At 65.8% G+C, this 21435-nt stretch carries 22 protein-coding genes, 3 tRNA genes and 1 pseudogene; 12 read left to right on the forward strand and 14 right to left on the reverse strand.

Annotated elements, in window-relative coordinates; translation table 11 throughout:
* Positions 1-6: 6 nt before the first annotated feature.
* Complete coding sequence (locus AC1MEQ_RS06600; protein ID WP_479795083.1) at positions 7-2337, reverse strand: threonine/serine exporter family protein; 2331 nt, start codon at positions 2335-2337, stop codon at positions 7-9.
* 214 nt (positions 2338-2551) lie between these two features.
* Here AC1MEQ_RS06600 and AC1MEQ_RS06605 point away from each other — a divergent pair, with 214 nt between their 5' ends.
* Positions 2552-3583: an LLM class flavin-dependent oxidoreductase gene (locus AC1MEQ_RS06605; RefSeq protein ID WP_479795085.1), complete on the forward strand. Its 1032-nt coding sequence runs from the start codon at positions 2552-2554 to the stop codon at positions 3581-3583.
* A gap of 55 nt (positions 3584-3638) precedes the next feature.
* On the forward strand, positions 3639-3986 hold the full coding sequence (locus tag AC1MEQ_RS06610; RefSeq protein WP_479795087.1) for a hypothetical protein: 348 nt from the start codon (positions 3639-3641) through the stop codon (positions 3984-3986).
* A gap of 53 nt (positions 3987-4039) precedes the next feature.
* Here AC1MEQ_RS06610 and AC1MEQ_RS06615 read toward each other — a convergent pair.
* The 3 genes from AC1MEQ_RS06615 to AC1MEQ_RS06625 all read right to left on the reverse strand — a co-directional run bounded on the left by AC1MEQ_RS06615 (position 4040) and on the right by AC1MEQ_RS06625 (position 8837).
* Positions 4040-4116, reverse strand: a tRNA-Val gene (locus tag AC1MEQ_RS06615).
* A gap of 193 nt (positions 4117-4309) precedes the next feature.
* Positions 4310-6391, reverse strand: coding sequence for an SH3 domain-containing protein (locus AC1MEQ_RS06620; protein WP_479795089.1), 2082 nt, complete (start codon positions 6389-6391; stop codon positions 4310-4312).
* Positions 6392-6602: 211 nt separating this feature from the next.
* Entirely contained in the window at positions 6603-8837 is a 2235-nt protein-coding gene (locus AC1MEQ_RS06625; RefSeq protein WP_479795091.1) for an SH3 domain-containing protein, read from the reverse strand.
* A 235-nt stretch (positions 8838-9072) separates the two neighbouring features.
* Between AC1MEQ_RS06625 and AC1MEQ_RS06630 the strand changes: the two genes are divergently transcribed.
* The 6 genes from AC1MEQ_RS06630 (at position 9073) to AC1MEQ_RS06655 (ending at position 14806) form a co-directional block, all read left to right on the forward strand.
* Positions 9073-9273, forward strand: coding sequence for a helix-hairpin-helix domain-containing protein (locus tag AC1MEQ_RS06630; protein WP_479795093.1), 201 nt, complete (start codon positions 9073-9075; stop codon positions 9271-9273).
* The gene (locus AC1MEQ_RS06635; protein ID WP_479795094.1) at positions 9270-10025 is read left to right on the forward strand and encodes an MgtC/SapB family protein; all 756 of its coding nucleotides are present in this window, start codon (positions 9270-9272) and stop codon (positions 10023-10025) included. The genes AC1MEQ_RS06630 and AC1MEQ_RS06635 overlap by 4 nt, the downstream gene beginning before the upstream one ends.
* A 190-nt stretch (positions 10026-10215) precedes the next feature.
* Entirely contained in the window at positions 10216-10446 is a 231-nt protein-coding gene (locus AC1MEQ_RS06640) for a hypothetical protein (protein ID WP_479795096.1), read from the forward strand.
* A 178-nt stretch (positions 10447-10624) separates the two neighbouring features.
* A complete protein-coding gene (locus AC1MEQ_RS06645) occupies positions 10625-12466 on the forward strand; it encodes a PAS domain S-box protein (protein ID WP_479795098.1) in 1842 nt (613 codons plus the stop codon).
* Positions 12463-14130, forward strand: coding sequence for an NAD(P)/FAD-dependent oxidoreductase (locus AC1MEQ_RS06650; protein WP_479795100.1), 1668 nt, complete (start codon positions 12463-12465; stop codon positions 14128-14130). Before AC1MEQ_RS06645 ends, AC1MEQ_RS06650 begins: the two co-directional genes overlap by 4 nt.
* A 10-nt stretch (positions 14131-14140) precedes the next feature.
* A complete protein-coding gene (locus AC1MEQ_RS06655; RefSeq protein WP_479795102.1) occupies positions 14141-14806 on the forward strand; it encodes a TMEM175 family protein in 666 nt (221 codons plus the stop codon).
* 283 nt (positions 14807-15089) lie between these two features.
* On the opposite strand, the gene AC1MEQ_RS06660 is transcribed toward AC1MEQ_RS06655, so the two are convergent.
* Positions 15090-15308: a hypothetical protein gene (locus tag AC1MEQ_RS06660; protein WP_479795104.1), complete on the reverse strand. Its 219-nt coding sequence runs from the start codon at positions 15306-15308 to the stop codon at positions 15090-15092.
* A 14-nt stretch (positions 15309-15322) separates the two neighbouring features.
* Positions 15323-15673, reverse strand: a complete 351-nt coding sequence (locus AC1MEQ_RS06665) for a hypothetical protein (protein WP_479795105.1) — start codon at positions 15671-15673, stop codon at positions 15323-15325.
* Between the two features lie 315 nt (positions 15674-15988).
* On the opposite strand from AC1MEQ_RS06665, the gene AC1MEQ_RS06670 reads away from it, so the two are divergent.
* On the forward strand, positions 15989-16381 hold the full coding sequence (locus AC1MEQ_RS06670) for a hypothetical protein (protein ID WP_479795107.1): 393 nt from the start codon (positions 15989-15991) through the stop codon (positions 16379-16381).
* A gap of 84 nt (positions 16382-16465) precedes the next feature.
* Positions 16466-16741 carry a helix-turn-helix domain-containing protein gene (locus AC1MEQ_RS06675; protein ID WP_479796075.1) on the forward strand — a complete coding sequence of 92 codons (276 nt, stop codon included), beginning with the start codon at positions 16466-16468 and terminating at the stop codon, positions 16739-16741.
* Between the two features lie 153 nt (positions 16742-16894).
* Here AC1MEQ_RS06675 and AC1MEQ_RS06680 read toward each other — a convergent pair whose 3' ends face one another.
* The 6 genes from AC1MEQ_RS06680 to AC1MEQ_RS06705 all read right to left on the reverse strand — a co-directional run bounded on the left by AC1MEQ_RS06680 (position 16895) and on the right by AC1MEQ_RS06705 (position 19465).
* Positions 16895-17089 (reverse strand): hypothetical protein, encoded by a 195-nt coding sequence (locus AC1MEQ_RS06680; protein WP_479795109.1) that lies wholly within the window; start codon positions 17087-17089, stop codon positions 16895-16897.
* A gap of 166 nt (positions 17090-17255) precedes the next feature.
* Positions 17256-17328: transfer RNA gene (locus AC1MEQ_RS06685), tRNA-Ile, on the reverse strand.
* A 254-nt stretch (positions 17329-17582) separates the two neighbouring features.
* Entirely contained in the window at positions 17583-18188 is a 606-nt protein-coding gene (locus AC1MEQ_RS06690) for a hypothetical protein (protein WP_479795111.1), read from the reverse strand.
* Positions 18178-18423: a type II toxin-antitoxin system HicA family toxin gene (locus AC1MEQ_RS06695; RefSeq protein ID WP_479795112.1), complete on the reverse strand. Its 246-nt coding sequence runs from the start codon at positions 18421-18423 to the stop codon at positions 18178-18180. Before AC1MEQ_RS06695 ends, AC1MEQ_RS06690 begins: the two co-directional genes overlap by 11 nt.
* A gap of 150 nt (positions 18424-18573) precedes the next feature.
* Positions 18574-18798, reverse strand: a complete 225-nt coding sequence (locus AC1MEQ_RS06700; protein ID WP_479795114.1) for a hypothetical protein — start codon at positions 18796-18798, stop codon at positions 18574-18576.
* Complete coding sequence (locus AC1MEQ_RS06705) at positions 18791-19465, reverse strand: hypothetical protein (protein ID WP_479795116.1); 675 nt, start codon at positions 19463-19465, stop codon at positions 18791-18793. Before AC1MEQ_RS06705 ends, AC1MEQ_RS06700 begins: the two co-directional genes overlap by 8 nt.
* A gap of 107 nt (positions 19466-19572) precedes the next feature.
* On the opposite strand from AC1MEQ_RS06705, the gene AC1MEQ_RS06710 reads away from it, so the two are divergent.
* Complete coding sequence (locus AC1MEQ_RS06710; protein ID WP_479795118.1) at positions 19573-19854, forward strand: site-specific integrase; 282 nt, start codon at positions 19573-19575, stop codon at positions 19852-19854.
* Positions 19790-19996 (forward strand): annotated as a pseudogene (locus AC1MEQ_RS06715) (hypothetical protein); the annotation flags it as partial. The gene AC1MEQ_RS06710 and the pseudogene AC1MEQ_RS06715, both read left to right, overlap by 65 nt.
* Positions 19997-20212: 216 nt before the next feature.
* Here AC1MEQ_RS06715 and AC1MEQ_RS06720 read toward each other — a convergent pair.
* Positions 20213-20286: transfer RNA gene (locus tag AC1MEQ_RS06720), tRNA-Thr, on the reverse strand.
* A 113-nt stretch (positions 20287-20399) separates the two neighbouring features.
* Complete coding sequence (locus AC1MEQ_RS06725) at positions 20400-21278, reverse strand: DsbA family protein (protein WP_479795120.1); 879 nt, start codon at positions 21276-21278, stop codon at positions 20400-20402.
* Positions 21279-21435 lie beyond the last annotated feature (157 nt).

The following is a 21435-nucleotide window of genomic DNA, read 5'->3' on the forward strand; positions in this document are numbered from 1 at the left end:
GCGCGGTCAGCGCCGGCGGATGCGCCGGCGCTCGTGGGTGTTCCAGCCCTTGGTCAGGGGACGGGCCACGGTGTCGCCGAGCACGACGCCGCCGGCGATCGCCAGGATGATCGTGAAGGCGTTGAACATCTGGATCAGGCCGATCGACATGTCGCCGGCATCGATCGTGATCCCGTACATCGCACGGAAGATCATCAGGCCGGGCAGCAGGAAGGCCACCGCGGGGACGGCGACCACCAGCTGCGGGGCGCCCATGCGCAACGCGACCCAGCGCCCGAGCCCGCCGACCACGACCGCGGCCACCGCCGGGGTCAGCCGCTCCCCCACGCCGAGCTGCTCGGCCAGCAGGTAGGCCAGGTAGCCGGTCATGGCGACGCCCGCGGTGGGCAGGACGAGGGAGTGCGCCGTCTGTTCGAACACGCCGACGCAGGCCACGGCCACAAAGACCAGGAACACCAGGAACGGCTTGGGGTAGTCGATCTGGGCCACGTTGGCGACGTCCAGACGTTTCATGCCCAACATGGCGCCGGTCACCAGGGCCGCGGTGATGCCGGCGATGATCGCCCCGTAGATCAACATCGAGGAGAAGAAACGCCCCGCGGCGGTGACCGGGAAGCCGTTGATGGCGTCCTGTACTGCCGAGACGAACCGGGACGAGGGCAGCAGCAGCATGATCCCACCGGCCACGACCACCGCCGGGGAGATCGGCGCATTGACCGCCCATAACAGCATCGCGATCGCCGTCGTCACGGCCGAGCCGAGCCCGATGGTGAAGAACTCGGGGACCCGCCAGCGGCCGACGGTGTCCATGATCTGGGTGATCAGGCAGAAGGAGACGAAGCCCAGCAGCGCCCCGAGCCAACTGCCACCGATGAAGACCACGAAGGCTGCGGTGAACCCGCCACCGCCGGCGGTGGCCATCCAGCCGGGGAAGGGCTTGGGCTGGCGCAGGATCTGGTGCAGCCGGTCAGCCGCCTGGGTGCGGGTCACCTCGCCGGCCACGATGTCCGAGACCAGTCCGTGCAAGTTCGCCAGGCCGCGGTAGTTGCTCGTCCAGGACCGCACGACGCGCAGCAGTGCGACCGGGTTCTGGTCCTTCGGAGCGTAGTTGAGGTGGATCGACTGGTTGGTGATTTCCACGTCGACGTTGCGCAACCCCAGCGAGGCCGTCACGGCGATGACGCTGGTTTCCGCCTGCAGGGCACCTGCCCCGAACCGGAACATGGCCTCGGCCATGTCCAAGGCGAACTCCAGGATCTGGCGGGCGTTCGCATCGAACTCCGGTGCCTGCTGGATCGTCGGGTTGGCATACGGGCTGCCGACCAGGCGGTCCACGATCGAGAACGCCTGCGTGGGCGGCGACTCGGTGTGCATGATCTTGGAGAACATGCGCCGGGCCACCGGATTGGCCCTGCTCGCGGCCCGCGCCACGGTGGGCAGCGGGTTCGCCGGACGCACCGGCGCCCACGGCGAACGGGTCGTACCCGGGACAACGACCTGCTGGGCAGCGGTCTGCAGTCCGGTTCGGGCCTCCGGCGGCACCACATTGCCGACACGGGCCACCGCGGGGTCGATGGGGACCGTAGTGGTCGGCGGGGGCACCGAGGGTGCGGGCTTGGGCCGCCGGGCCGCCGGGATCTTCCAGGCGGTGGGCTTGCGGGGGCCGCCGGGGGCCGCCGGTGCAGTGGTGCCGGTCCCGGGCGCGGTGGAGCGGTTCGATGGCCTGCCGGGGCGTCCGGGCCAGCCGGGACGGGTCTTGCGGCCCCTGCCGGAGGGCGCGTCGGACGTCGCGGGGGCCGACGCACCCGCTGGACCGGTGTGGGCGGTGGCCGGGGTGGGGGACGTTTCCGTGTCAGCCGGGGCAGCAGCCGCCGATGCGCCGGTGGCGGGGGCTGGGGTCTTGGGGGTTCCGCCGGGGGCAGACACGATGGGTGCCTCGGCGGTTCGCGGGGTCACGCCGTCCCAGTCGGGTTCGGTCTTTGAGCGGTCATCCGGTGAGCCGGGCAGGTCGACGCTGCCGCTGGGCAACACGTGGTCGGTGCGCGGGCGGGCCTGCTCGTCGGTTTCGAGGGCCTCAGGGATGTAGGCCAGGGCGCCAGTGGGCTCGGTCTTCACCCAGTCCTCGTGGAAGCCTGGGGACGCATCGGCATCGCCGGTGGCGCCGGGATCGCCGTCATCCTCGGTGGCACGGGAACCGGTCAGGCCCAGGCGGCTGAACAGACCGGCGGGTTGCTTGATCTCTGACGTCGGGATCCGCGGCATCGACCCGACGGGTGGGTTCGGGTCCTCCGGGCGCTCGGTGGTCTCGGAGGGCTCCGGCGTCTGGCGGTCGGGCACGAAGTCTCCTGTTCTGGCGGGGTGTTCCGCAGCCAACTCTACAACCGCGGCGGCCCCCGCAAGAGGGCCTTGCGGGCCAGTGTGTCCAACGTCAAACGGCGGCCGTCAAACCGGCCGGCCACTCGGCGGAACAGGACCCCGGCCGGGCGGGAATACCCGCCGCCACAAACGGGTTATTGTATGCGAATGCATGTAAACCACTTCTGGAGGATCCATGACACAGCTTGAGATCGGCGTCGAGACGTTCGGCGACGTCACCGAAGACGACGCCGGCGCCCTGCTCCCCCACGCCCAGGTCATCCGCAACGTCGTCGAGGAGGCCGTGACCGCCGAGCAGGCAGGCCTGGACTTCTTCGGCGTCGGCGAACACCACCGCGACGACTATGCCGTCACCGCCCCCGAGGTGGTGCTGGCCGCGATCGCGGCACGGACCGAACGCATCCGGCTCGGCTCGGCCGTCACGGTGCTCAGCTCCGATGACCCCATCCGTGTCTTCGAGCGGTTCGCCACCCTGGACGCCCTGTCCAACGGGCGGGCCGAGACGATCCTGGGCCGCGGATCCTTCGTCGAGTCGTTCCCGCTGTTCGGGTTCGACCTAGCCGACTACGAGGTGCTCTTCGATGAGAAGCTCGCCCTGTTCGCCAAGCTGCTCAAGGAGGAACCGGTGACCTGGAGCGGGCGCACCCGGGCACCGCTGAGCGGCACGCGCGTCTTCCCGCCGACCGCCAATGGCCTCACGGCCTGGGTAGGCGTGGGCGGCAGCCCCGAATCGGTGGTCCGCGCCGCCCGGCACGGCCTGCCGCTGTTCCTGGCGATCATCGGCGGGAATCCGCTCGCGTTCGAGCCGCTGACCCGGCTGTACCACCGCTCGCTGGAGGAGTTCGGCCAGCAGCCGCAGAAGATCGGCGCGCATCTGCACGGCCTGGTGGCGGACACCGACGAGGAGGCCGCCGAAATCCTCTGGCCGCACTACAAGCGCACCATGGACCGGCTCGGCGCCGAGCGCGGTTGGCCGCCGGCCAGCCGGATCCGTTTCAACGCCTCCGCCGGGGAGAACGGCAACCTGCTGCTCGGCTCCCCCGAGACGGTCGCGCGCAAGATGGCCACGATCGCCGGCACGCTCGGGCTCTCCCGCATCGACATCAAGTACAGCGCGGGAACGCTCCCCCACGGCCCCATGCAGCGCAGCATCGAGCTGCTCGGCGACAAGGTCAAGCCGCTGGTGTTGGACATGCTGGCGGGCTGAGCCGGCCCCTGGACGCGACGACCCCCGGCAGGTGCCGGGGGTTTTTCGTGTCTGGATGCCGCTCCCCCATCTCCAATCCGTAACGATCTCCGGCCGGCAGTGGCTCACCAAGATCCGCGCCGACAGCGTCGCCGGGCTCGCGGTGGGATTCCGGCTCATCGATTCCTGGTCCTCCTCTGCGCCCGGGGAACTCGTGGTCACCATGGATGCCTCGCTGCCGCACTCCACGGTGGCACAGATGCCCTATTGGACGATCGACCAGGAGCTACGAGGGACCGCCGTCACGATCCTCGACAACATCTACTTCGACGCCCCGGAGCTGGAACGGATCACCGTGAAGCTCAACGGTTCGGCCCATGCGGAAACGGTTACCCGGACCGACAAGTGGTTCCAACACGACTGATTCGGCGGTCCGCGCACGCAAAAACCCCCGGCGCCTGCCGGGGGTTTTTCGTGTGGTGGATCTTACTGGACTCGAACCAGCGACCTTTCGCGTGTGAGGCGAACGCTCTAACCAACTGAGCTAAAGATCCGGGGTCGTGCGCCGCGGAGGCGTACCTAGAAAGGGTACCGGAGGCTCCGCCCGGCACCAAATTCACCGGTGCCGAATTCGCCGACCCCGGACAGAGGACGACGGCGGTGCCTCCACCCCGGCCACCGCACCCCGGTGGGGGTGAAGACCGAGGCGGGGACACCGCCGTCGTGCTGCTTGCTACCGGTCCTGCGCTACTTCAGGTACTTCGCCGAGGCGTAGCCGGTCTTGCCCTTGTAGGTGACCTTGGACCAGCCCCTGGACGTCGAGGCCACGGTGACCCTGGCGTTCTTCGGGATGACGAGCACCCGCTTCTTGGAGGTGGAGGCTCCGGCGCGCAGGCTCAGGTTCGCCGTCGTCTTCTTGCTGGAGGTTTTGACGACCTTCTTGGCCGGCGCCTTCTTCACCGGTGCCTTCGCGGCGGCCTTGCGCACCACGGGCTTCGCCGCCACGTTCTGCAGGTAGCTCGCCGACACGTAGCCGATTTTGCCCTTGTAGGTGACCTTCGACCAGCCCCTGGACGTCGAGGCCACGGAGACCTTCGCGTTCCGCGGGACGACCAGCAGCGACCTGTGCTTCGTGCTGGCCCCCGAGCGCAGGTTCAGGTTGGCCTTGGTCTGCTTCGTGACCGTTTTGACGACCTTGGCGGGGGCCTTCTTGACCGGTGCCTTGACGACCGGCTTGGGCTTGACGACCGGCTTCTTCACCGCGGGCTTCGCCGCCGCCACGTTCTTCAGGTAGCTCGCCGACACGTAGCCGGTCTTGCCCTTGTACGTGACCTTCGACCAGCCCCTGGACGTCGAGGCCACGGAGACCTTCGCGCTCTTCGGGATGACGAGCAGGCGCGCCGTCGAGGTCGAGGCGCCCTTGCGCAGGCTGAGGTTCGCGCTCGTCTGCTTGGTGGTCGTCTTCGCCGGGGCCTTCTTCACCGGCGCCTTGGCAGGAGCCTTGACGACCGGCTTCTTCACCGGGGCCTTGACGACGGGCTTGGGCTTGGCAGGGGCCTTGGCCGGGGCGATCAGGTAGGCCGTGGACGTGTAGCCGGTCTTGCCCTTGTACGTGACCTTCGACCAGCCCGCCGAGGCGGAAAGCTGGGCGACCTGGGCGCCCTTCGGCAGGACCATCACCACTGCCTGCTTGGTGCTGGCGCCCTTTCGCAGGTAAACGTTCGACTTGACCTGCAGGGTAGTCGACTTGGCCGGCACCGACGGCTTGACGACGGGCTTGGGCGCCGGTTTGGCCGGGGCCTTGACCGGCGGAGCGGCCGGCCGGGTCCGGCTCAGGTAGGTGGCGGAGATGAATCCGGTCTTGGACCCGTACGTGACGCGCATCCAGCCGCTGGACGTGCCGGTGACCTTCACCTGGCCACCCTTGGGCACCGTGCCCAGCACCGAATACCCGGTCGAGGGGCCCTGCCGGTAGTTCACGTTGGCGGTGGCGTAGTAGTAGAGGCCCGCCGCTACCGGCTTGACGTCGATCTTCTGCGGGTTGGCGGCCACGCGGGACGGGGAAACGGCGCCGTGCAGGGCCCAGCCGTTGGTGCCCCCCGCGGTCACCCGCACGTAGCCGTTCGCGTAGGCGCCGGGCACGGAGGTCATCGGCGTTCCCTTGCGGACCAGCTTGACCAGCTTGGACGACGACGATGAGGTCGCCCGCAGGTTCAGGTCGCTCGCGGCCCAGTAGTTGCAGCTCTTGGGCAGCGTGAAGTTGTAGACGGTCGTGGCGTGGCGCTTCATGTCGACGCCGTACCGCTTCAGCCACGCCATCGGGTCGATGGTCGGGCCCTTCATCCAGCCGGCGGAGCCCCACACCTCGAAGTGCAGGTGAGGTGCCGTCGAGGCACCGGAGCTGCCGACGTCGGCGATCCGCTGGCCGGCCTTGACGCTCTGGCCGACCCGGACGTATTTCCCGGCGTTGTACATGTGGATGTAGGCGGTGTAATAGGTCTTGCCGCCGAGCAGGTGGCGCACGACGATGTAGCCGGCGGTGCCGCCGTACACCCCGTTGTGCGTTGCGGTCACGACGCCGTTGGCCACCGCGTAGATCGGGTTGCCGTTGCTGGCCGCGAGGTCCTGGCCCAGGTGCATCGTGGTGCCGTTGCGCACCGGGATGCAGCGCGGGCCCTGGGTGGAGGAGAAGCGGTAGGTATTGGGTTTCAGCGGGGAGACCACGGTCTCCTTGGCCGGTGCCGCGTACACGGGTCCGGCGCCGATGGTGCCGGCAATCAGTGCCACCGCGGACATGGTGGACCACAGCAGTTTCTTCGTCTTGTTCATTTTGGCGCCCTACATTCACAGGTCGGGATAACGGGGTACTGCCCTTGGTGTGGATGAAGTGGGCAGCGAAAAAGCCGCTTTCCCCCTGCTTGCGGGCAGAGTGCCCCAAGCGGCGCTGGACCACCCAGTTCCAGCGCACTTTGATCATAGGTTAGGTTTCATGGCCATGTGGTCCTGCTCGGTCCGGGACGGCCAGGCCCGGACCGGACCACTACCGGCCGGCCATGCCGGTCACCCAGGAGCTCTTGGTGGCGATTCCGGAGCGGAACTTCGATCCGCTGATCGTGCGCACCATGCCGGTCGAGGTGGTGGCGGTCGCCGATTTGATCGTCAGGTCGCTGTTTTTGGCCACCTTCACGCCGGTCACGTTGCTGGCGCCGAAGGCCCTGGCCACCTGCGACTGGGAAGCCGTGTTGGTCCAGGAGCGGTTCGGGTTGCCGCTGGAGGCCAGCAGCGACCAGTGGTCGTCGCGGGACTGCAGGTAAGCGTGGTTGCTGCCCCATACGGTGGCCGAGCTGCGGGTCCGTCCGCCGGTGGACGATGAGTAGACCGCGTCGATCAGCGAGCCGGAGTACAGCAGGACCGCAGCGGAGACCGGGGTGCCGGCCGAATTGCGACGGTTGGTCGCGTCGACGGCTGCCTTCCAGCGTTTGCCGTAGTAGGCGCCGGATCCCTCGTTCTCCTTGTTCCACGCGGTGAACTTCTGCGAGGCGACCTCGTCGTAGACGTTGCAGTCGCAGCTCTTCTTCAGCGACGACATGTTCCGCATGGCGTAGGTCCGCCCGGCCACGGCCTGGGCCTGCAGTGCCGCGGGCTGCCACGACGACGGCATCTCTGCGAGGCCGTAGAGGTATTCATCGTTCAGCCGCACGATGTTCACGAGGTTCAGCCGGCCCGCGAGCACCCCGACCTCGATCTTGCCGTGGCGGTAGTTCACCGTGCCGTAGCCGTCGTTGGCCTTGGGGACGGCAACGGTCGTGGCCTGCGAGCCCGAGCGCCAGAACCGGGTGTTCTGCCACTGAACGGTCAGCTTGCCCGCGGGGCGGTAGGTTTTGGAACCGATCTTGGCGCTCACCTTGCCCGATGACACCGACAGGGAGACCTTCCCGCTCGTCGTGGCCAGGACCTTGGAACCGTCCAGGAGCCGCAGCGAACCATTCGCGGGGTCCACGGAGGACGTCGATGCCGAGAGGACCTGCACGCGGATATCCGACGCCGCCCGGGACGTCGTGTAGGACATCGTCGCCGGTGCGTAGTAGTGGTTCAGGATCGCCGCTGAGCTGCGGCCGGCCTTGGCCTGGCCCTGGGCGCCGTACTGGCTCATGCCCACGCCGTGTCCCCAGCCGGCACCGGTGACGGCAAAACTGGTGGGGACCCTGGTGGCCGAGGGCTTGGCCGCCGTCCTGAGGAAGGCCTGGGAGACCCACCCGGTTGTCGTTCCGTACTTCACCTGGACCCAGGTGCCGCCCTGCGCCGCCGAGCCGGTCTTCGTGACCGTGTCTCCGGTCGGGATGGTCACCAGGACCGAACCGGACGGTGCCGACGTGCGCAGGTTGAGGTTGACCGTGGTGGCGAAGTTGACGGGCGTTGCCGGCTTGGCCGGCGTTGGTTTCAGCTTTGCGGGTGACGGCTTCGGTTTCGCGACGGGCTTGGGCTTCGGCTTGGAAACCGGCTTCGGAGGGTTCTTGAGGTACTTCGAGGACAGCCATCCGGTCTTACCGCCCGTCGCGACCCGGGACCAGGATCCCTGGGTCGAGGTGACGGAGACCCTGGCGCCCTTCTTCACCAGGGTGATGACCTTGTATTTCGTCGAGGCACCGGAGCGCAGGTTGACGTTCGTCGTCGCGACCTTGGCGACCGGCTTCCTCGCAGGTGCCTTGGCTACCGGCTTCTTCGCCACCGGCTTCGGCGCGTGCTTGAGGTACTTGGAAGACAGCCATCCGGTCTTGCCGCTGGCCGTGGCCCTGGACCAGGTGCCCCTGGTCGAGCTGACGGAGACCTTGGTCCCCTTCCTCACCAGGGTAATGACCCTGTACTTCGTCGAGGCACCGGAGCGCAGGTTGACGTTCGTCGTCGCAATCTTGGCGACCGGCTTCTTCACGGGGGCCTTGGCTGCTGCCTTCTTCGTGGGAGCAGGTTTCTTCTTGGCCGGGGCTGGCTTGACCAGGTACCTCGACGACACCCAGCCGGATTTCTTCCCCACGGAAACCCTGGACCAGCTGCCCCTCGTGGAGGAGACGCTGACCTTGGTCCCCTTCTTGAGCGTCGTCACCACACGGGACGAGGTGGACGCGCTGGTCCGCAGGTTCAGGTTGGCGGACGTCTGCTTCGCCGTGGCCGCAACCGCCAGGTCCGCGACGGGCCCTCCCATGGATCCGGCGACGAGCGCGACGGCCAGGGCGAAGGCCGCGAGCAGGCGCCGGGCCGGGTGGTCGAATTTCTTCAACGGTGTCTCCTATCGGGGGCCGTCGCCTGGTGGGGCCACGGTCGAAGTGCATCCGGCGTGTTGCCGCGGCACCGTGGACGTGTTCGAGTATTATTCGCGCGTCACAAGCGTCCGGCTGCTACTGTCGACCGCCGTCGAACATCGGTAAGGGGAAACGGCCTGCCATTCCCGGCCGCGGCCGTGCGGCCCGCACCGGCCGTTCCCCGCAGTGGTGCCATGCGGTAAAGTCCGCCCCATGGAGACCACCCCGGGGAGCGACCTGCCGCGGACAAGCGCCCCTGCAGAGCGCGCCTTGGCCGCCGCCGGCATCACCTCGCTCGCGGAGCTGTCCAAGCGCCCCTGGAACGAGGTCTCCCAAATGCACGGCGTGGGGCCCCAGGCACTGCGGATCTGGCAGGCAGCGCTGGACGAACATCGGCCCAAGGAGAGCCCATGATCCTGGGCGTCGGGACCACCTGGTGGCAGATGCTCATCTGCCTGGCAGTGGCGTTGGTCCTTTCCACGGCCATTGGGTTCGAACGCCAGCTCAAGGCCAAGTCCGCGGGCATGCGCACGCATACGCTCGTGGGCTTGGGCGCAGCGCTGTTCACGATTGTCAGCAAGTATGGTTTCGCGGACGTCATCGCGGCCGACGTGCAGAACCACGTCAACCTCGACCCGTCCCGTGTGGCGGCCCAGATCGTGTCCGGCATCGGCTTCATCGGAGCGGGCCTGGTCTTCGTGCGGCGCAACCGGGTCCGGGGGCTGACCACTGCGGCTTCCATCTGGCTCACTGCTGCCGTTGGGACCGCGTCAGGTGCCGGACTCGTCATCCCGGCCATATTTGTGGTCCTCGCCCATTATCTGGTGGCCTCCGCGTACCCGTGGATTGTCCGCCGCACATCATTGGGCAATCGAACCGACCACGCACTGCAGGCCAGATACGTGGACGGGACCGGTGCCCTGCGTTCGATCCTGCAGACCTGCACCAAACAGGGATACCAAATCCAGGGATTCACCACGCAGCGGGACAGCGGCAGCAGCGGAGCGATGAGTCGTCTCATGAAAGGCACCGAACGCCCGCTGCGGGCCGACGAGGTCAGCGTGGAACTGGAAATCGAAGGCACCGGGGACCTGAACGAGCTGGTCCACCACCTCTCCGAACTGGAAAACGTCACCGGGGTCAGCGTCGAGGACCAGGCCGAATGACGGGCCGCTAAAGCGTCGACAGAAGTGAAGCCAGACCCCTGCGAGCAAGATCGGCTGTCACCACGTTCTGGCCCGTCTCGCCGCCCCCGGTGCGGAAGCCGCAAGCCGCCCCGACTGGGGTAGCATGACCAAAACTTCACCGGACGGACCACCGTCCTGCTGGTCCGTCCGGTGTACACAGGGGGAAATCATGAAACGACCGCATCCGGTGACACACCTTTTTGCCGTGGCCCTCATCTTGTGGGTCTTGTCCGCGGGATTTGGGGTGGTCGCTGCCTTGAGCTTCGATCTGACTGCCGGCCGGCTGCCACTGCCAGCGGCTCTCGCGGGGGCTGCGGCGATCGGCTCGACCATCTTCCTCCTGTGGACCGTCTGGCGGGCATGCCGGGCCCTCGACTTCCTGGTAGCCACCCAACAATAACCAGTTCCTCGTTCCCGCCGCGCACGAATACCCCGGCAGATCCGCCGCGGAACGCCGAAGGCGTGTATCGGTACGCCGAAGAGGGGACTTCGCACCCCCTCCGTTTGCTGTCAAACAGGTGTATATTCCTATGACCGCCCGCCGTTCGGCGGGCGGAGGTTCCGTGAAGGGGCATCCCATGCCGCACGACGGGCTCGGCATCGACTCGTGGCCCCACGCGGTCTCGGCGCGCCTATTGGACCAGAGCGCCGACCTGGCTTGCGTCCTCGGTTTCGATGGGCGGTTCCGGGAAGCGACCGGCGGCTGGGCGGCACTGCTCGGCTGGACCACCGGACAACTACTCGGGCAACCACTCAGCAGTTTCGTCCATGAGGACTACGTCGAGTCCACGCGTGGGCACCTGGATACAACACGGGACGGCACCACCGTTGCCCGCTTTCAGAACTGCTATCTGGCAGCCGACGGGTCCGCCCGGTGGCTGCTGTGGACGGTCGTCGGGCAACCCGACGAACAGACCTTCCGCGCCGTCGTTCGTGACCTGACACCTCGGCACGAAGCCGAGGCCCAGATGCGCGAAAGCGAACGGCGTTACCTGGACCTCATCGAATCCGCGCACGACATCGTGCAGAGCATCCTCCCGGATGGACACTTCGGGTTCGTCAACCGCGCCTGGCACGATCTTCTCGGCTACACCCCCGAGGAGCTGCCCGGGCTAACACTGTTCGACATCGTTTCCGAGATCGACCACGACCACTGCACGCTGCTCATCGGCCAGATCATGAGCGGGAAGTCGTTCGACCATGTCGAGGTCACCTTCGTTGCCAAGGACGGACACAGCTTCCCGGTCGAGGGGAATGCGACGGGTCGATTTCGAGACGGTCGATTCGTTGCGACGCATACGTTCTTCCGGGACGTGAGCGACCGCAAGCAGGCCGAGGCGTTGCAGGCCGCCTATCAACGACAGCTGGAGGAGGAGGTGGCCGAACGCTCCGCGGCCCTCGTCCAGAACGAGAAGCTGGCGACGCTGGGTCGGCTCAGCGCAGGACTGGCCCACGAACTGAACAATCCCGCCGCCGCGGCGCGTCGCGGCGCGGCCCTGCTCGAAGACGCGTTCTCCAAGACCTGCGCGGCGCTACTCACCCTGGCCCGCGCAGCCCAGGGGCCCGCCGAGGCCGGCCGGCTGGCCGAACTCATCGAAGGTGCTGCGACCCAGTCGGCGGATGCCGACCGGCTGGACCCCTTGAGCCGCGGCGACCGTGAGGACGAAGTCGAGACGTGGCTGGCCGCGCACTGCCTCGGCGCATCCTGGGAGTCCGCGGGTCCGCTCGTGGACCTGGGCATGGACGCCGAGGGACTGGATGCCCTCGCTGGTTCCTTCGAACCGGGCCATCTGGGCAGCGCCATCACTGCATTGGCCGAGGCTCGCACCGCCTACGGGCTCATCGCGCAGATCGGGCACGGCTCGGCGCGGATCTCCGAAATCGTCGGCGCGCTGAAGGACTACAGCTACATGGACCGCGCGGCCGTGCAGGACGTCGACGTGCACGAGGGCCTGGACGGCACCCTCGTCATGCTCCAATCCAAGCTCAAACAGGGCATCGAGGTTGTTCGCGACTACGGTGCCGACGTGCCGCGTATCGAGACCCTGGGCAGTGAGCTGAACCAGGTGTGGACCAACATCATCGACAACGCCGCGGATGCGCTGGGCGGCTCCGGACACCTCGCCATCCGCACACGGGCCGTTGATGGCGGCGTCTCTGTCGAGATCGAAGACGACGGCCCCGGGATTGCGCCCGAGACGGTCGGCAAGGTGTTCGACCCGTTTTTCACGACGAAACCGCCGGGGCAAGGCACGGGGCTGGGCCTGAACATCGTGTTCAACATGATCCGCGGCACGGGAGGCAACATCGACGTGCAGTCCGCTCCCGGGCGAACCGTTTTCCGGGTCTGGCTGCCGCCTCGACGGCCCGTTGCCGATGACGCACACGGTAATCCGCCAGCACCCAGGATCCAGCCATGACCGATAGCCCGTCCGCCCCGCTCCGCCCGGTCATTCTCGTCGCGGACGATGATCCGGCCGTGCTCGGCGCCGTGCGCGGAGACCTCCGCAGCCGGTACGGACGCCACTACCGGGTGCTGACCGCCTCAGGCGGCCAGGAGGCGGTCGAAGCGCTTCACCGGTTGAAGGTGCGGGGCGATCCCGTCGCGGTCGTCGTCTCCGACCAGCGCATGCCCGACGTCACGGGCTCCGAGGTGCTCACCGCGGCTCTGGAACTGTTCCCGGAAGTACGGACCGTTTTGCTCACGGCCTACGCCGACACCGATGTCGCCATCGGCGCCATCAACGACCTGCATCTGGACTACTACATCCTCAAGCCGTGGGATCCCCCCGAAGAGCGGTTGTTCCCCGTCATCGACGATCTGCTCGGGGACTGGCACGCCCACTACCAGCCAACCCAGGCTGTGACCCGGGTCATCGGGAGCCGATGGTCAGCCCGGACCCACGAGATCCGCGACTACCTGCAGCGCAACCAGATCCCCATGAAGTGGTTCGACGTCGATGTCAGCGAGGAGGGCCGGCTGCTGTCCGAGGCGGCTGGGGTGGACAGCCTCCCGCTCGTGATCACTCCCAACGGAGACACCCTCCACTCCCCCGAGCTCGCCGCTCTGGCCTCCGCTCTGGGCCACAAGACGCATGCCGACGCGGAGTCGTTCGACCTGGCGATCGTCGGAGCGGGCCCGGCCGGCCTCGCGGCCGCCGTTTATGGAGCGAGCGAGGGGTTGCGGACCATCTGCATCGAGCAGCTCGTCCCCGGCGGGCAGGCTGGCCAGTCCTCGCGCATCGAGAACTATCTGGGTTTTCCCAACGGCATCTCCGGGACTGATCTGGCCCGCCGCGCCGTGACCCAGGCGAAGCGGTTCCACGTCGACGTGCTCGCTCCGACTACCACGGTGGGCCTGGACCTCGCCGGTCCCTATCCCCGTTTGGAGCTGGCGGATGGTTCGGCGATCAGCTGCGGTGCCATCATCCTCGCCTGCGGCGTCGCCTACCACAGCCTCAACGTGCCCGGAAGCGCCGAGCTGGAAGGCCGCGGCGTGTTCTATGGCGCGGCACTGAGCGAGCGCGATTCAGTACGGGGCGAGGACATCGTCGTCGTGGGTGGGGCGAATTCTGCAGGACAGGCGGCGGTTTTCTTCTCCGAGTACGCCCGCTCCGTGACGATCCTATGCCGGGCCCACGAGCTCGGCGCAAAAATGTCCGCCTACCTCGTCGACCAGATCGCCGCACACCCGAACATCTCAGTGCGCTGCGGCGCGTCCGTCAGCTCCGTGGGCGGGCCCGACCGGCTCAGGACCGTGACGATCCTGGATGCCGAGACCGGAGTCACGAACGAACTTGCCGCCTCCGCGCTGTTCGTGTTCATCGGGGCGTCGCCGCGCACCGACTGGTTGCCGCCACAAATCATCCGCGACGCGCGCGGATTCATCCTCACCGGCTCTGCGCTGGGCGATCGGCGCCACCGGACGGTGGATGGCGAACGTGACCCGTTCCTCTATGAGACGAGCTCCCCGGGAGTCTTCGCGGTCGGCGACGTGCGGGCGAGTTCGATCAAGCGGGTCGCGTCGGCCGTCGGCGAAGGGTCGGTCGCGGTGCAATTCGTCCACCAGGTACTGCGTAGCTGAAGGGGCAAGCATGACGAGCAACCATCGATCCGGCAGCTCGGGTCAGGACCGCTACGGGCTCGGCAGGGTGGAGGCGTTCTCCGATGGCGTCATCGCAGTGGCCATTACGTTGCTCGTGCTGGACCTGCGAGTGCCCGAGCCCGGCGAAGGAGGTAACCTCGCACACCGCCTCGGCGAGCTGTGGCCCAATTTCCTGGCCTATGGCATATCGTTCCTGGCCATCGGGGTCTACTGGCTCAACCATCATGCGGCCTTGCGGAGGTTGAAAGCGGTGGACCATGCGGTGCTCGTGGTGAACCTGTTGCTCCTGATGTGCATCGTCGCCCTACCCTTCAGCACCTCGCTGTTCGCGACGTACCTTGACGCAGGGGCCGGCGGCCATTTGGCGGCCGTAGTCTATGCCGGTTCGTTTCTGGTGACATCGTTCGTGTTTTGGGGACTGCAGTACCTCATCCTGGTGCGTCGGCGGCATCTGTTGCGCGTTCCGTTGACGCGGGCGCAGCAACGCGCGCTCCTGCTACGGGGCGCGGTGGCCATCCCGGCATATCTGATCGCGGCATTGCTGGGGCTCGTGACGCCGTACCTGACCTTGGCCGTCTGCATCATATTGGGGCTGTTCTACTTTGTCCCTGGCCGCCTTTCGGGGCGCACCGGCACCCCCTCAGCTCCCCCGTGAACCGATGGCACCGCTAGGTGAGCACGAACCCCGCAGGAACGTTCCACCCGTTGGCATCCGGCTCAAAAAAGTTGAACCGTCGATCTGTCGTGGGAGCGCAGGACCGCCAAACAAACCGCCGTGGAGGGGCGAGGTGAGCCGGCTCCTCCTCCATCACGGAAAGGTATGCCGGTACTTCGTGGAGCCCCCTGCCGGATTCGAACCGGCGACCCCCTGTTTATAAGGAACGTGACCAGAAGTCTTGAGCGTCCGGAGAATATCTGACAGTCCGGACTATGGGGATTCAGGCCTTCACCGTCCTCCTTGTCCTGCCCGTATCAAGCAGTCTGTGCCCACATCGGTGCACACCAGACCGTCCTGCGGCCAGGGCGGTCTCGGCGGAGACTCCGGCGGTGCCTGCGGCCACCTGCCACTTCGACGACCCGAGGGAGTCCATGGCCTTGCTGATCCCGCTTTCGAACGGGCCGGCGTCGAGGCCGATGATCGCGCTGACTTCTCCCAAGCTGAGCGCCATGGTCAGACCGCCGCCAGCTCGGCCCACGCGTCACGCGTCGCGGCGAACCCCTCGAGGTGCCACTTCGCGGCCGCAGAAGCTGCGCGGTTAATCGTGTCCCAGCCCAGTCCGGAATCACGCATCCGGGCCGCCGAGTCACCAAGGGCAACCTTCTGGAAGTTCACCCGGGCGAGTGCCATGCTCTGGAAGCCTCGAGTGTTCTGCCCCTTGGCGATTCGGGTGATGTTGTCGATGAGCTCGACGAGGTTGCGGCGTGCGGTATCCCATACGGGCGCGACCTCGTATTCAGTGCCGGCGATGGGGATGATGAGGCGGGTCGCGTTGTGGACCTGGCGGGTGGAAAGCTGGGGCATGTGATCGTCCCTTAAACGAAAAACGAAAGCAGGACCTGTTAGGGGTCTTGCTTCCGAGGTGTTGGTGTAACTTGTTGTCTCCATTCTACCGGTAAACCCCGACATTTAGGGGCAAAATCAATTTTCCCACAAGGTATTTTCGTGCGATGGTCGAGCGCTGGTCTCTTGTCAGCAGAACAACAGACTTCGCTCTGACTACGACGTATGCGCTCTGTGCGAGCAGGGTGTGTGCGTCCCGTCGAATCTCGCAGGCTCGGCTAGGTCGATTGCTTCCGAGCCCATACGATAGCTTGACACAACAACACTGGGGGAACCATGAAGAAGAAGATCGCCGCCGTCCTGCTGTCCGGATTGCTGCTGGCCGGATGCTCGACGCCCACCGAAGAGCCCGCCCCGTCCTCGCCAGAGGCGGCCGCGGCAACGAGCGTGGCCCCGGCGTTAGACCGCACCGCGGAAGTCCAGAAGGTGGCCGGAGACCACGTGCTGAAAGCCGAAGAGACCGACCCGGGCCGCATCGTCGTCGAAACGGATCTCGTCGACCCGCGGGGCGCGGACGGGTCGCCGGCAGCCCAGCAGGCTATCGCAGTTTGCGAGGCCGTCGTCCAACTCGGCGACGTCGAGCACGTGTCCTTGATGGAGAAGGACGGCACATCCTGGATCCTTTATGGTCACCCGATGGTGCCGAAGGGCGAATGCGGCGAGGTATAGCCATCTGACGGGCAGACTGTCCCCATGACAAGCGAACAGGTGAAACGTCGCATTGGCAAACTGGTAACGGAGGCGGCCGCGGAAATGGGCCTCTCCCGTACTGAGCTGGCGAAGCGTGCCGGCGTGGCAGTGGGGGCCCTCTACATGTTGGAGGCGGGAAAGTCGTGCCGCAGTCGGCAACGCGTCGAAAGATTACGGACGCCCTCGGGTGGCGGCCCGCGCCGTGCAGCAACTACTCGAGTCGGGCAGGGATCCAAGCGCGGCCACACTCGACGACTTACGAGAACCGACTCCTGCCGCACAGGCGATGCCATTGTCTCAAATCCCAGACGCCGAACTCCTGGCAGAGCTAACCGCTAGGTTGATGATCAAGAATGCGGAGTTGGCACAGTTGCGGATGCAGGTTTTCCCGTCGCGTACTGTGGCGATCGAGCCGGGGCAATTGGGGTAATGTCCGCGGGAAGGTCGGTAGCGGGGTGCGATCCCATAGGAGATCGCACCCTTTGAGGCTAGCTAGTCAATGTTGCCTGAATACGTGCCACTGATCAGAGCGTAGCTCTTGGCCAGATTCGCCGCTGCAGCCCCATGACCCTTCTCCAACGAGCTGCGCAGTTCCTCTAGAAGCGCGATCTGAGTTTTGGCTTGCTGAAACGCAGCCTTAGTTCGCATCTCGCTCATTGTGGTGCCGCCTTGTTCTTCTGCCATCATGGCCTCCTCGTTCGTTTCCGCCGGCCTTATGCGGCCAGTCACATCGAACGATAGCCCAACCGGATCAGCGTATGGCATGACTATTTTCAGCTAAGCGAATCGACCGGTCGAAGTTCATGCGGACATGCCAAAGGGACCGGGGCTTGCGCCGCATCGGACCAATGGAAGCGAATGGCGGGACTCGAACCCGCGACCAGAAGCTTATAAGGCAACTGCTCTATCCAACTGAGCTACATCCGAATGGCCCCAGCGAGGGGGTATCGCATGTAACTTATCATGGGCCGAGGCCTAAAACCCCTTTATGAGATCCCGGCCCACGGCGTCGAGGACATGTGGGAAGGAGTGCCGGTTCAGGTGTTACCTCAGGCAATACGTCGCTGGCTAAGTCTCGATGGACAGTCTTGCGATTCCGCGGAGAACGAGTAATGCCGCCGCGGTTATCTTGACTGTCGCGGACGCATTGTCGGAACTAAATGCGCATGTCCAAGATCGCTTAGGCGCCAACCAATAAATGCTCGTGCCGAACGGGCTCGACACCGTCAGTGCCGTTGATTCGGCCCATGAGGTCTCCTATTCGAGCATCCTCATCAAGTCCGAAATCAGTCAGGTTCTTACGATGGCTGTCCGTCGACGAAAGGGACAAGCCGACAAAGTCAATCGACCCCTCGCCATTTGGAGCCCCAACCGTAATCGGCTGATCTGCGGCTGCAGAGGCCATCACGTCGCGAACACGATCTTCCGCCAACGCGGCAACGAACACGAAATCACCAAGCGCATCCGACTCGGCGTAAGATCGAAGGTTTTCATCAAGCTCAATCGCCCCTGCGATATGAGCGGCAACTCTACTTCTTGCACCACTGTTGAAATCCTGTCGTGCCCGGACAAAATACTGCCGATCTAGAACTTCAAGAGCGTTTTCGACGTGAACATCAAAGGTCCCTATCGGATCCAGACCAGCTGCCACAGCCAGTTGATGCAAGACTGTTGCCGGCGGGAATTGATCGTAAGCCGCGACAATTCCGGGAAGTTGAGGACTTGCCACCGAACAGGCGAACCCGTCTCCCCAAGAGGTTAGAATCATTTGCGCGTTATTTACCACTTACGGCCTCCTTCGCCTCTTGGTAGCTGAGTCCAATCTGTCTCATCAGCAACTGCTTGACAAGACCTCCGGCTATTTCTTTGCCCGAATGGAAGCTCCACGTGATGTTTTTCCGGCCTGGACATTTCATAACGTCATGGGAGCCTTTTCCATTCCCAGATGACTCGTACCCAAGCCGCTTGATGATCTTGAGGAGCTTCTTGGCGTCCATCGAGGGGAAGTCGCTTGATCCCATATCTGCTACCCCACCATGCAACGGAACACACCTACGCTTCGTAATCTATCAGCGAGTCCGCCACGGCGCGTAATCCGATTCCCAAGCGGGGCGATGGTGCCCCTGCGCCGCCGGCTCGGAGGTTCCGACGGCACAGGGAGTCTGGTGGGGTCAGGCTGCGTCGTCGGGCGGGACGACGACGGGCGGGTTGCCGCTGCGGGGGCTGAACGCCTGCAAGCTGACCACCGGCGGGCCGTGCGGGTGCAGCCCTTCCCCCGCATTCACGGGCGGCTGATAGTCGCTCGCCTTCGGGTCCACCGCGGCGTCCCGTAACCGGGTGCCGTCGACGACGTCGAGGGCGGCGTCACGCTGCGGCTTGGCTCCCGCGTCACGCATTGTCGGACTCCGCGGCCTTGAGGTCGACACCGGCCACCTGTCCTGCGTAGTGGGCGGACAGGGCCCCAACCAGTCCCCCTCCGGCGTGGTGGCCGGATGCCGTGAGTTCTGCCGACGACAAGGCCGCGTCGAGTTGCGCCAGGTGCGGGGCTTCGGCCAGTGCGGACGCGAGCGCCTTGTCTCCGGTCAGGTCGGCCCACCGGGTCGTTACCGAGCGATCCAGGGCGGACACGTCCACCGGGCCGCGGCCGCCGGTCAGTCCCTCCCTCAGCGTCTCCGGGCCCCGCTGGGCGTCGTGGTAGGTGGGTGCCCATTCCTTGATGCCGTAGAGCATGGCCGGGTCGGCGTTCTTCACGACGCCGGCAAGGCCCCGGCCAGCGTCCAACAGCATCTTGGCGCGTTCCCATCCGTCACGGGTCGATCCCTCGGGCTTCGTGGTCCGGCGCGTGGCTGAATCCACGTCGACGCGGACGCCGCCCGCCAGTGCTCGGATGCTGGCGGCCGCGGCGGCGTACTTCGCCCGGTTCCGTTCGGTCAGCTTGGCCCGGTCGGTTTGCAGCTCTTTCACGGTCAGGTCGGGGTCGTGGTGGGTGGCCGTTTCGCGCTGGGCGATGGTGTAGTCCTTGTTCAGCTTCGACAGGCGGGCGGTGAGTTCCTGGGCGGTCATGGTGTTCCCTCTTTTAGTGGTTTGGCCGGTCGGCCCTTCGGTTTTGGGTGTTCTCACTTTGCGCTCACGGCCTTGTTTGCCCTTGTCAGGACTTCTGGACTTGCGGGGTGGTCATGTTCACCGGCCTGCGCCGCGGCGAAGTGACGGGCCTGCGATGGAACGACGTTGACCTTGCGGCCCGCGTGCTCATGGTCCGCAACACCCGCGTGCAGGTCGACGGCGCGGTGCTCGACCAGGAGGATGCGAAGAACAAGTCGTCCAAGGCGCTCGTGGAGCTCGACGACGCGGCAGTGGGCGCGCTCATGGCGTGGCGGTTCCGTCAGGATGCCGAGCGTGACGAGTGGGGGCGATCCGTGGACGGACACCGGGCACGTGTTTACGACGAATGACGGCCGGCCGCTGCAGCCCACCTATGTGACGCGCCAGTTCGAGAAGCTGCGACTCGAGGCGGACCTACCGAAGATGACTTTCCACGGATCCGGGCATGAGCACGCCTCGCTGTTGATCGCGTCCGGCGCGGACATCGCCCTGGCGTCGAAGCGGCTGCGGCACTTCAACATCGCTACGACGGCGAACACGTTCACGCATTTGATCGCGTCGGCGTCCCGTGATGCGGCGTCCCGCGCCTCGTCGATGGTGCCCCGCAAACCGGCCCCTGTTTACACATTGCACACACTGAAAGGTATATCGGACATGAAGAACGCCCTTGCCGGAACCTCGGAAGGCTCTGACAAGGGCGTTTGCGCGAGCCCCCTGCCGGATTCGAACCGGCGACCCCCTGTTTACAAGACAGGTGCTCTGGCCAACTGAGCTAAGGAGGCGGATCTGCCGGAAGACCGGCAGCATGATCAAGATTAGCCCAAGTGCACTGCCGAGCGGAAAACGGATGGCCCCGCTGAAGCGGGGCCATCCGTTGGGAGCCTGTGCAGCCGGATTACTTGCTGTCGGCCACGGCCTTGTCCAGGAGCTGCATCAGGTCCTGGGACTGCATGTCCCATTCCTTGCCGTTGACATAGACGGCAGGGGTCCCGCCGACCTCGTACTTGTTGAACGTGGTGTTCACGAACTGGGCCCAGGGACGGAACTTGGTTCCGTCGGCGCAGGAGGAGATATCGCCGGCACCTGACTGCTTGGCAATCTCGGCCAGCTTCGCGTTCGGCAAGCCCTCGCTGCCTTCCTCGGGCTGCTGCTTGAACAAGGCCGTCAGGTAGTCGTTGAATGCCTCCGGCTTGGAATCCGCGACGCAGGCCACCGCGTTGGCTGCACGCGAGGAGTAGTTCGTCGGTGACGTGCGGTCTAGGAACGTGGCGATCCGGTATTCCAGCTCGATGTCCCCGGCCTCGGACATCTTGGTCAGCTCGGCGCCATATTGCGCCTCGAACTGCTTGCAGACGGGGCAGCTCATGTCGGCGTAGACGACGACGTGAGCCGGTTCCCCCTTCTTGGCGGTCTGCAGGCCGGCGGGCAACTTTTTGCCGTCGGCGCCTGTTCCTGCCTCGGGGATCTGGTTCATGTCCACGGTGGTGGCAGAGGTGGCGGCCAATCCGTCGGTGGTCAGCGTGTAGCCACCGTACTGGTTGCCGTGTGCGGGCGCCGGACCGGACGCGGCGACGTCACCATTGTTGTTGTTGTTCTGCACGATGATCGTCGCGATGACGGCAATGATCACCACGACGGCCACGACGACGCCGAGCTTTAGGAACAGGGACTTGCGCTTGGACGCGGCCTGCTGCTGTTCGTAGACCTTGCGTGCCTGCTCGCGGGCGGTAGCAGTCCTCTCGGCCTTGTTGGGCCGCGGGGCGTTTGATGCCATGAAAGAACATTCCTTCTGTGGAGGAGTCGGTCGGGGAATCCCCACCTAGTTTAGGGCACCAATGCTGTGTGTCTCCCGTGAACGGGCTCTGGCCATCCCGGCACATAAGAATGCACTGCCGATCCATGCCGCATAAGCTCGGGGCCAGAGGTATCGT

This window comes from Arthrobacter sp. ASL1, from assembly GCF_056680475.1.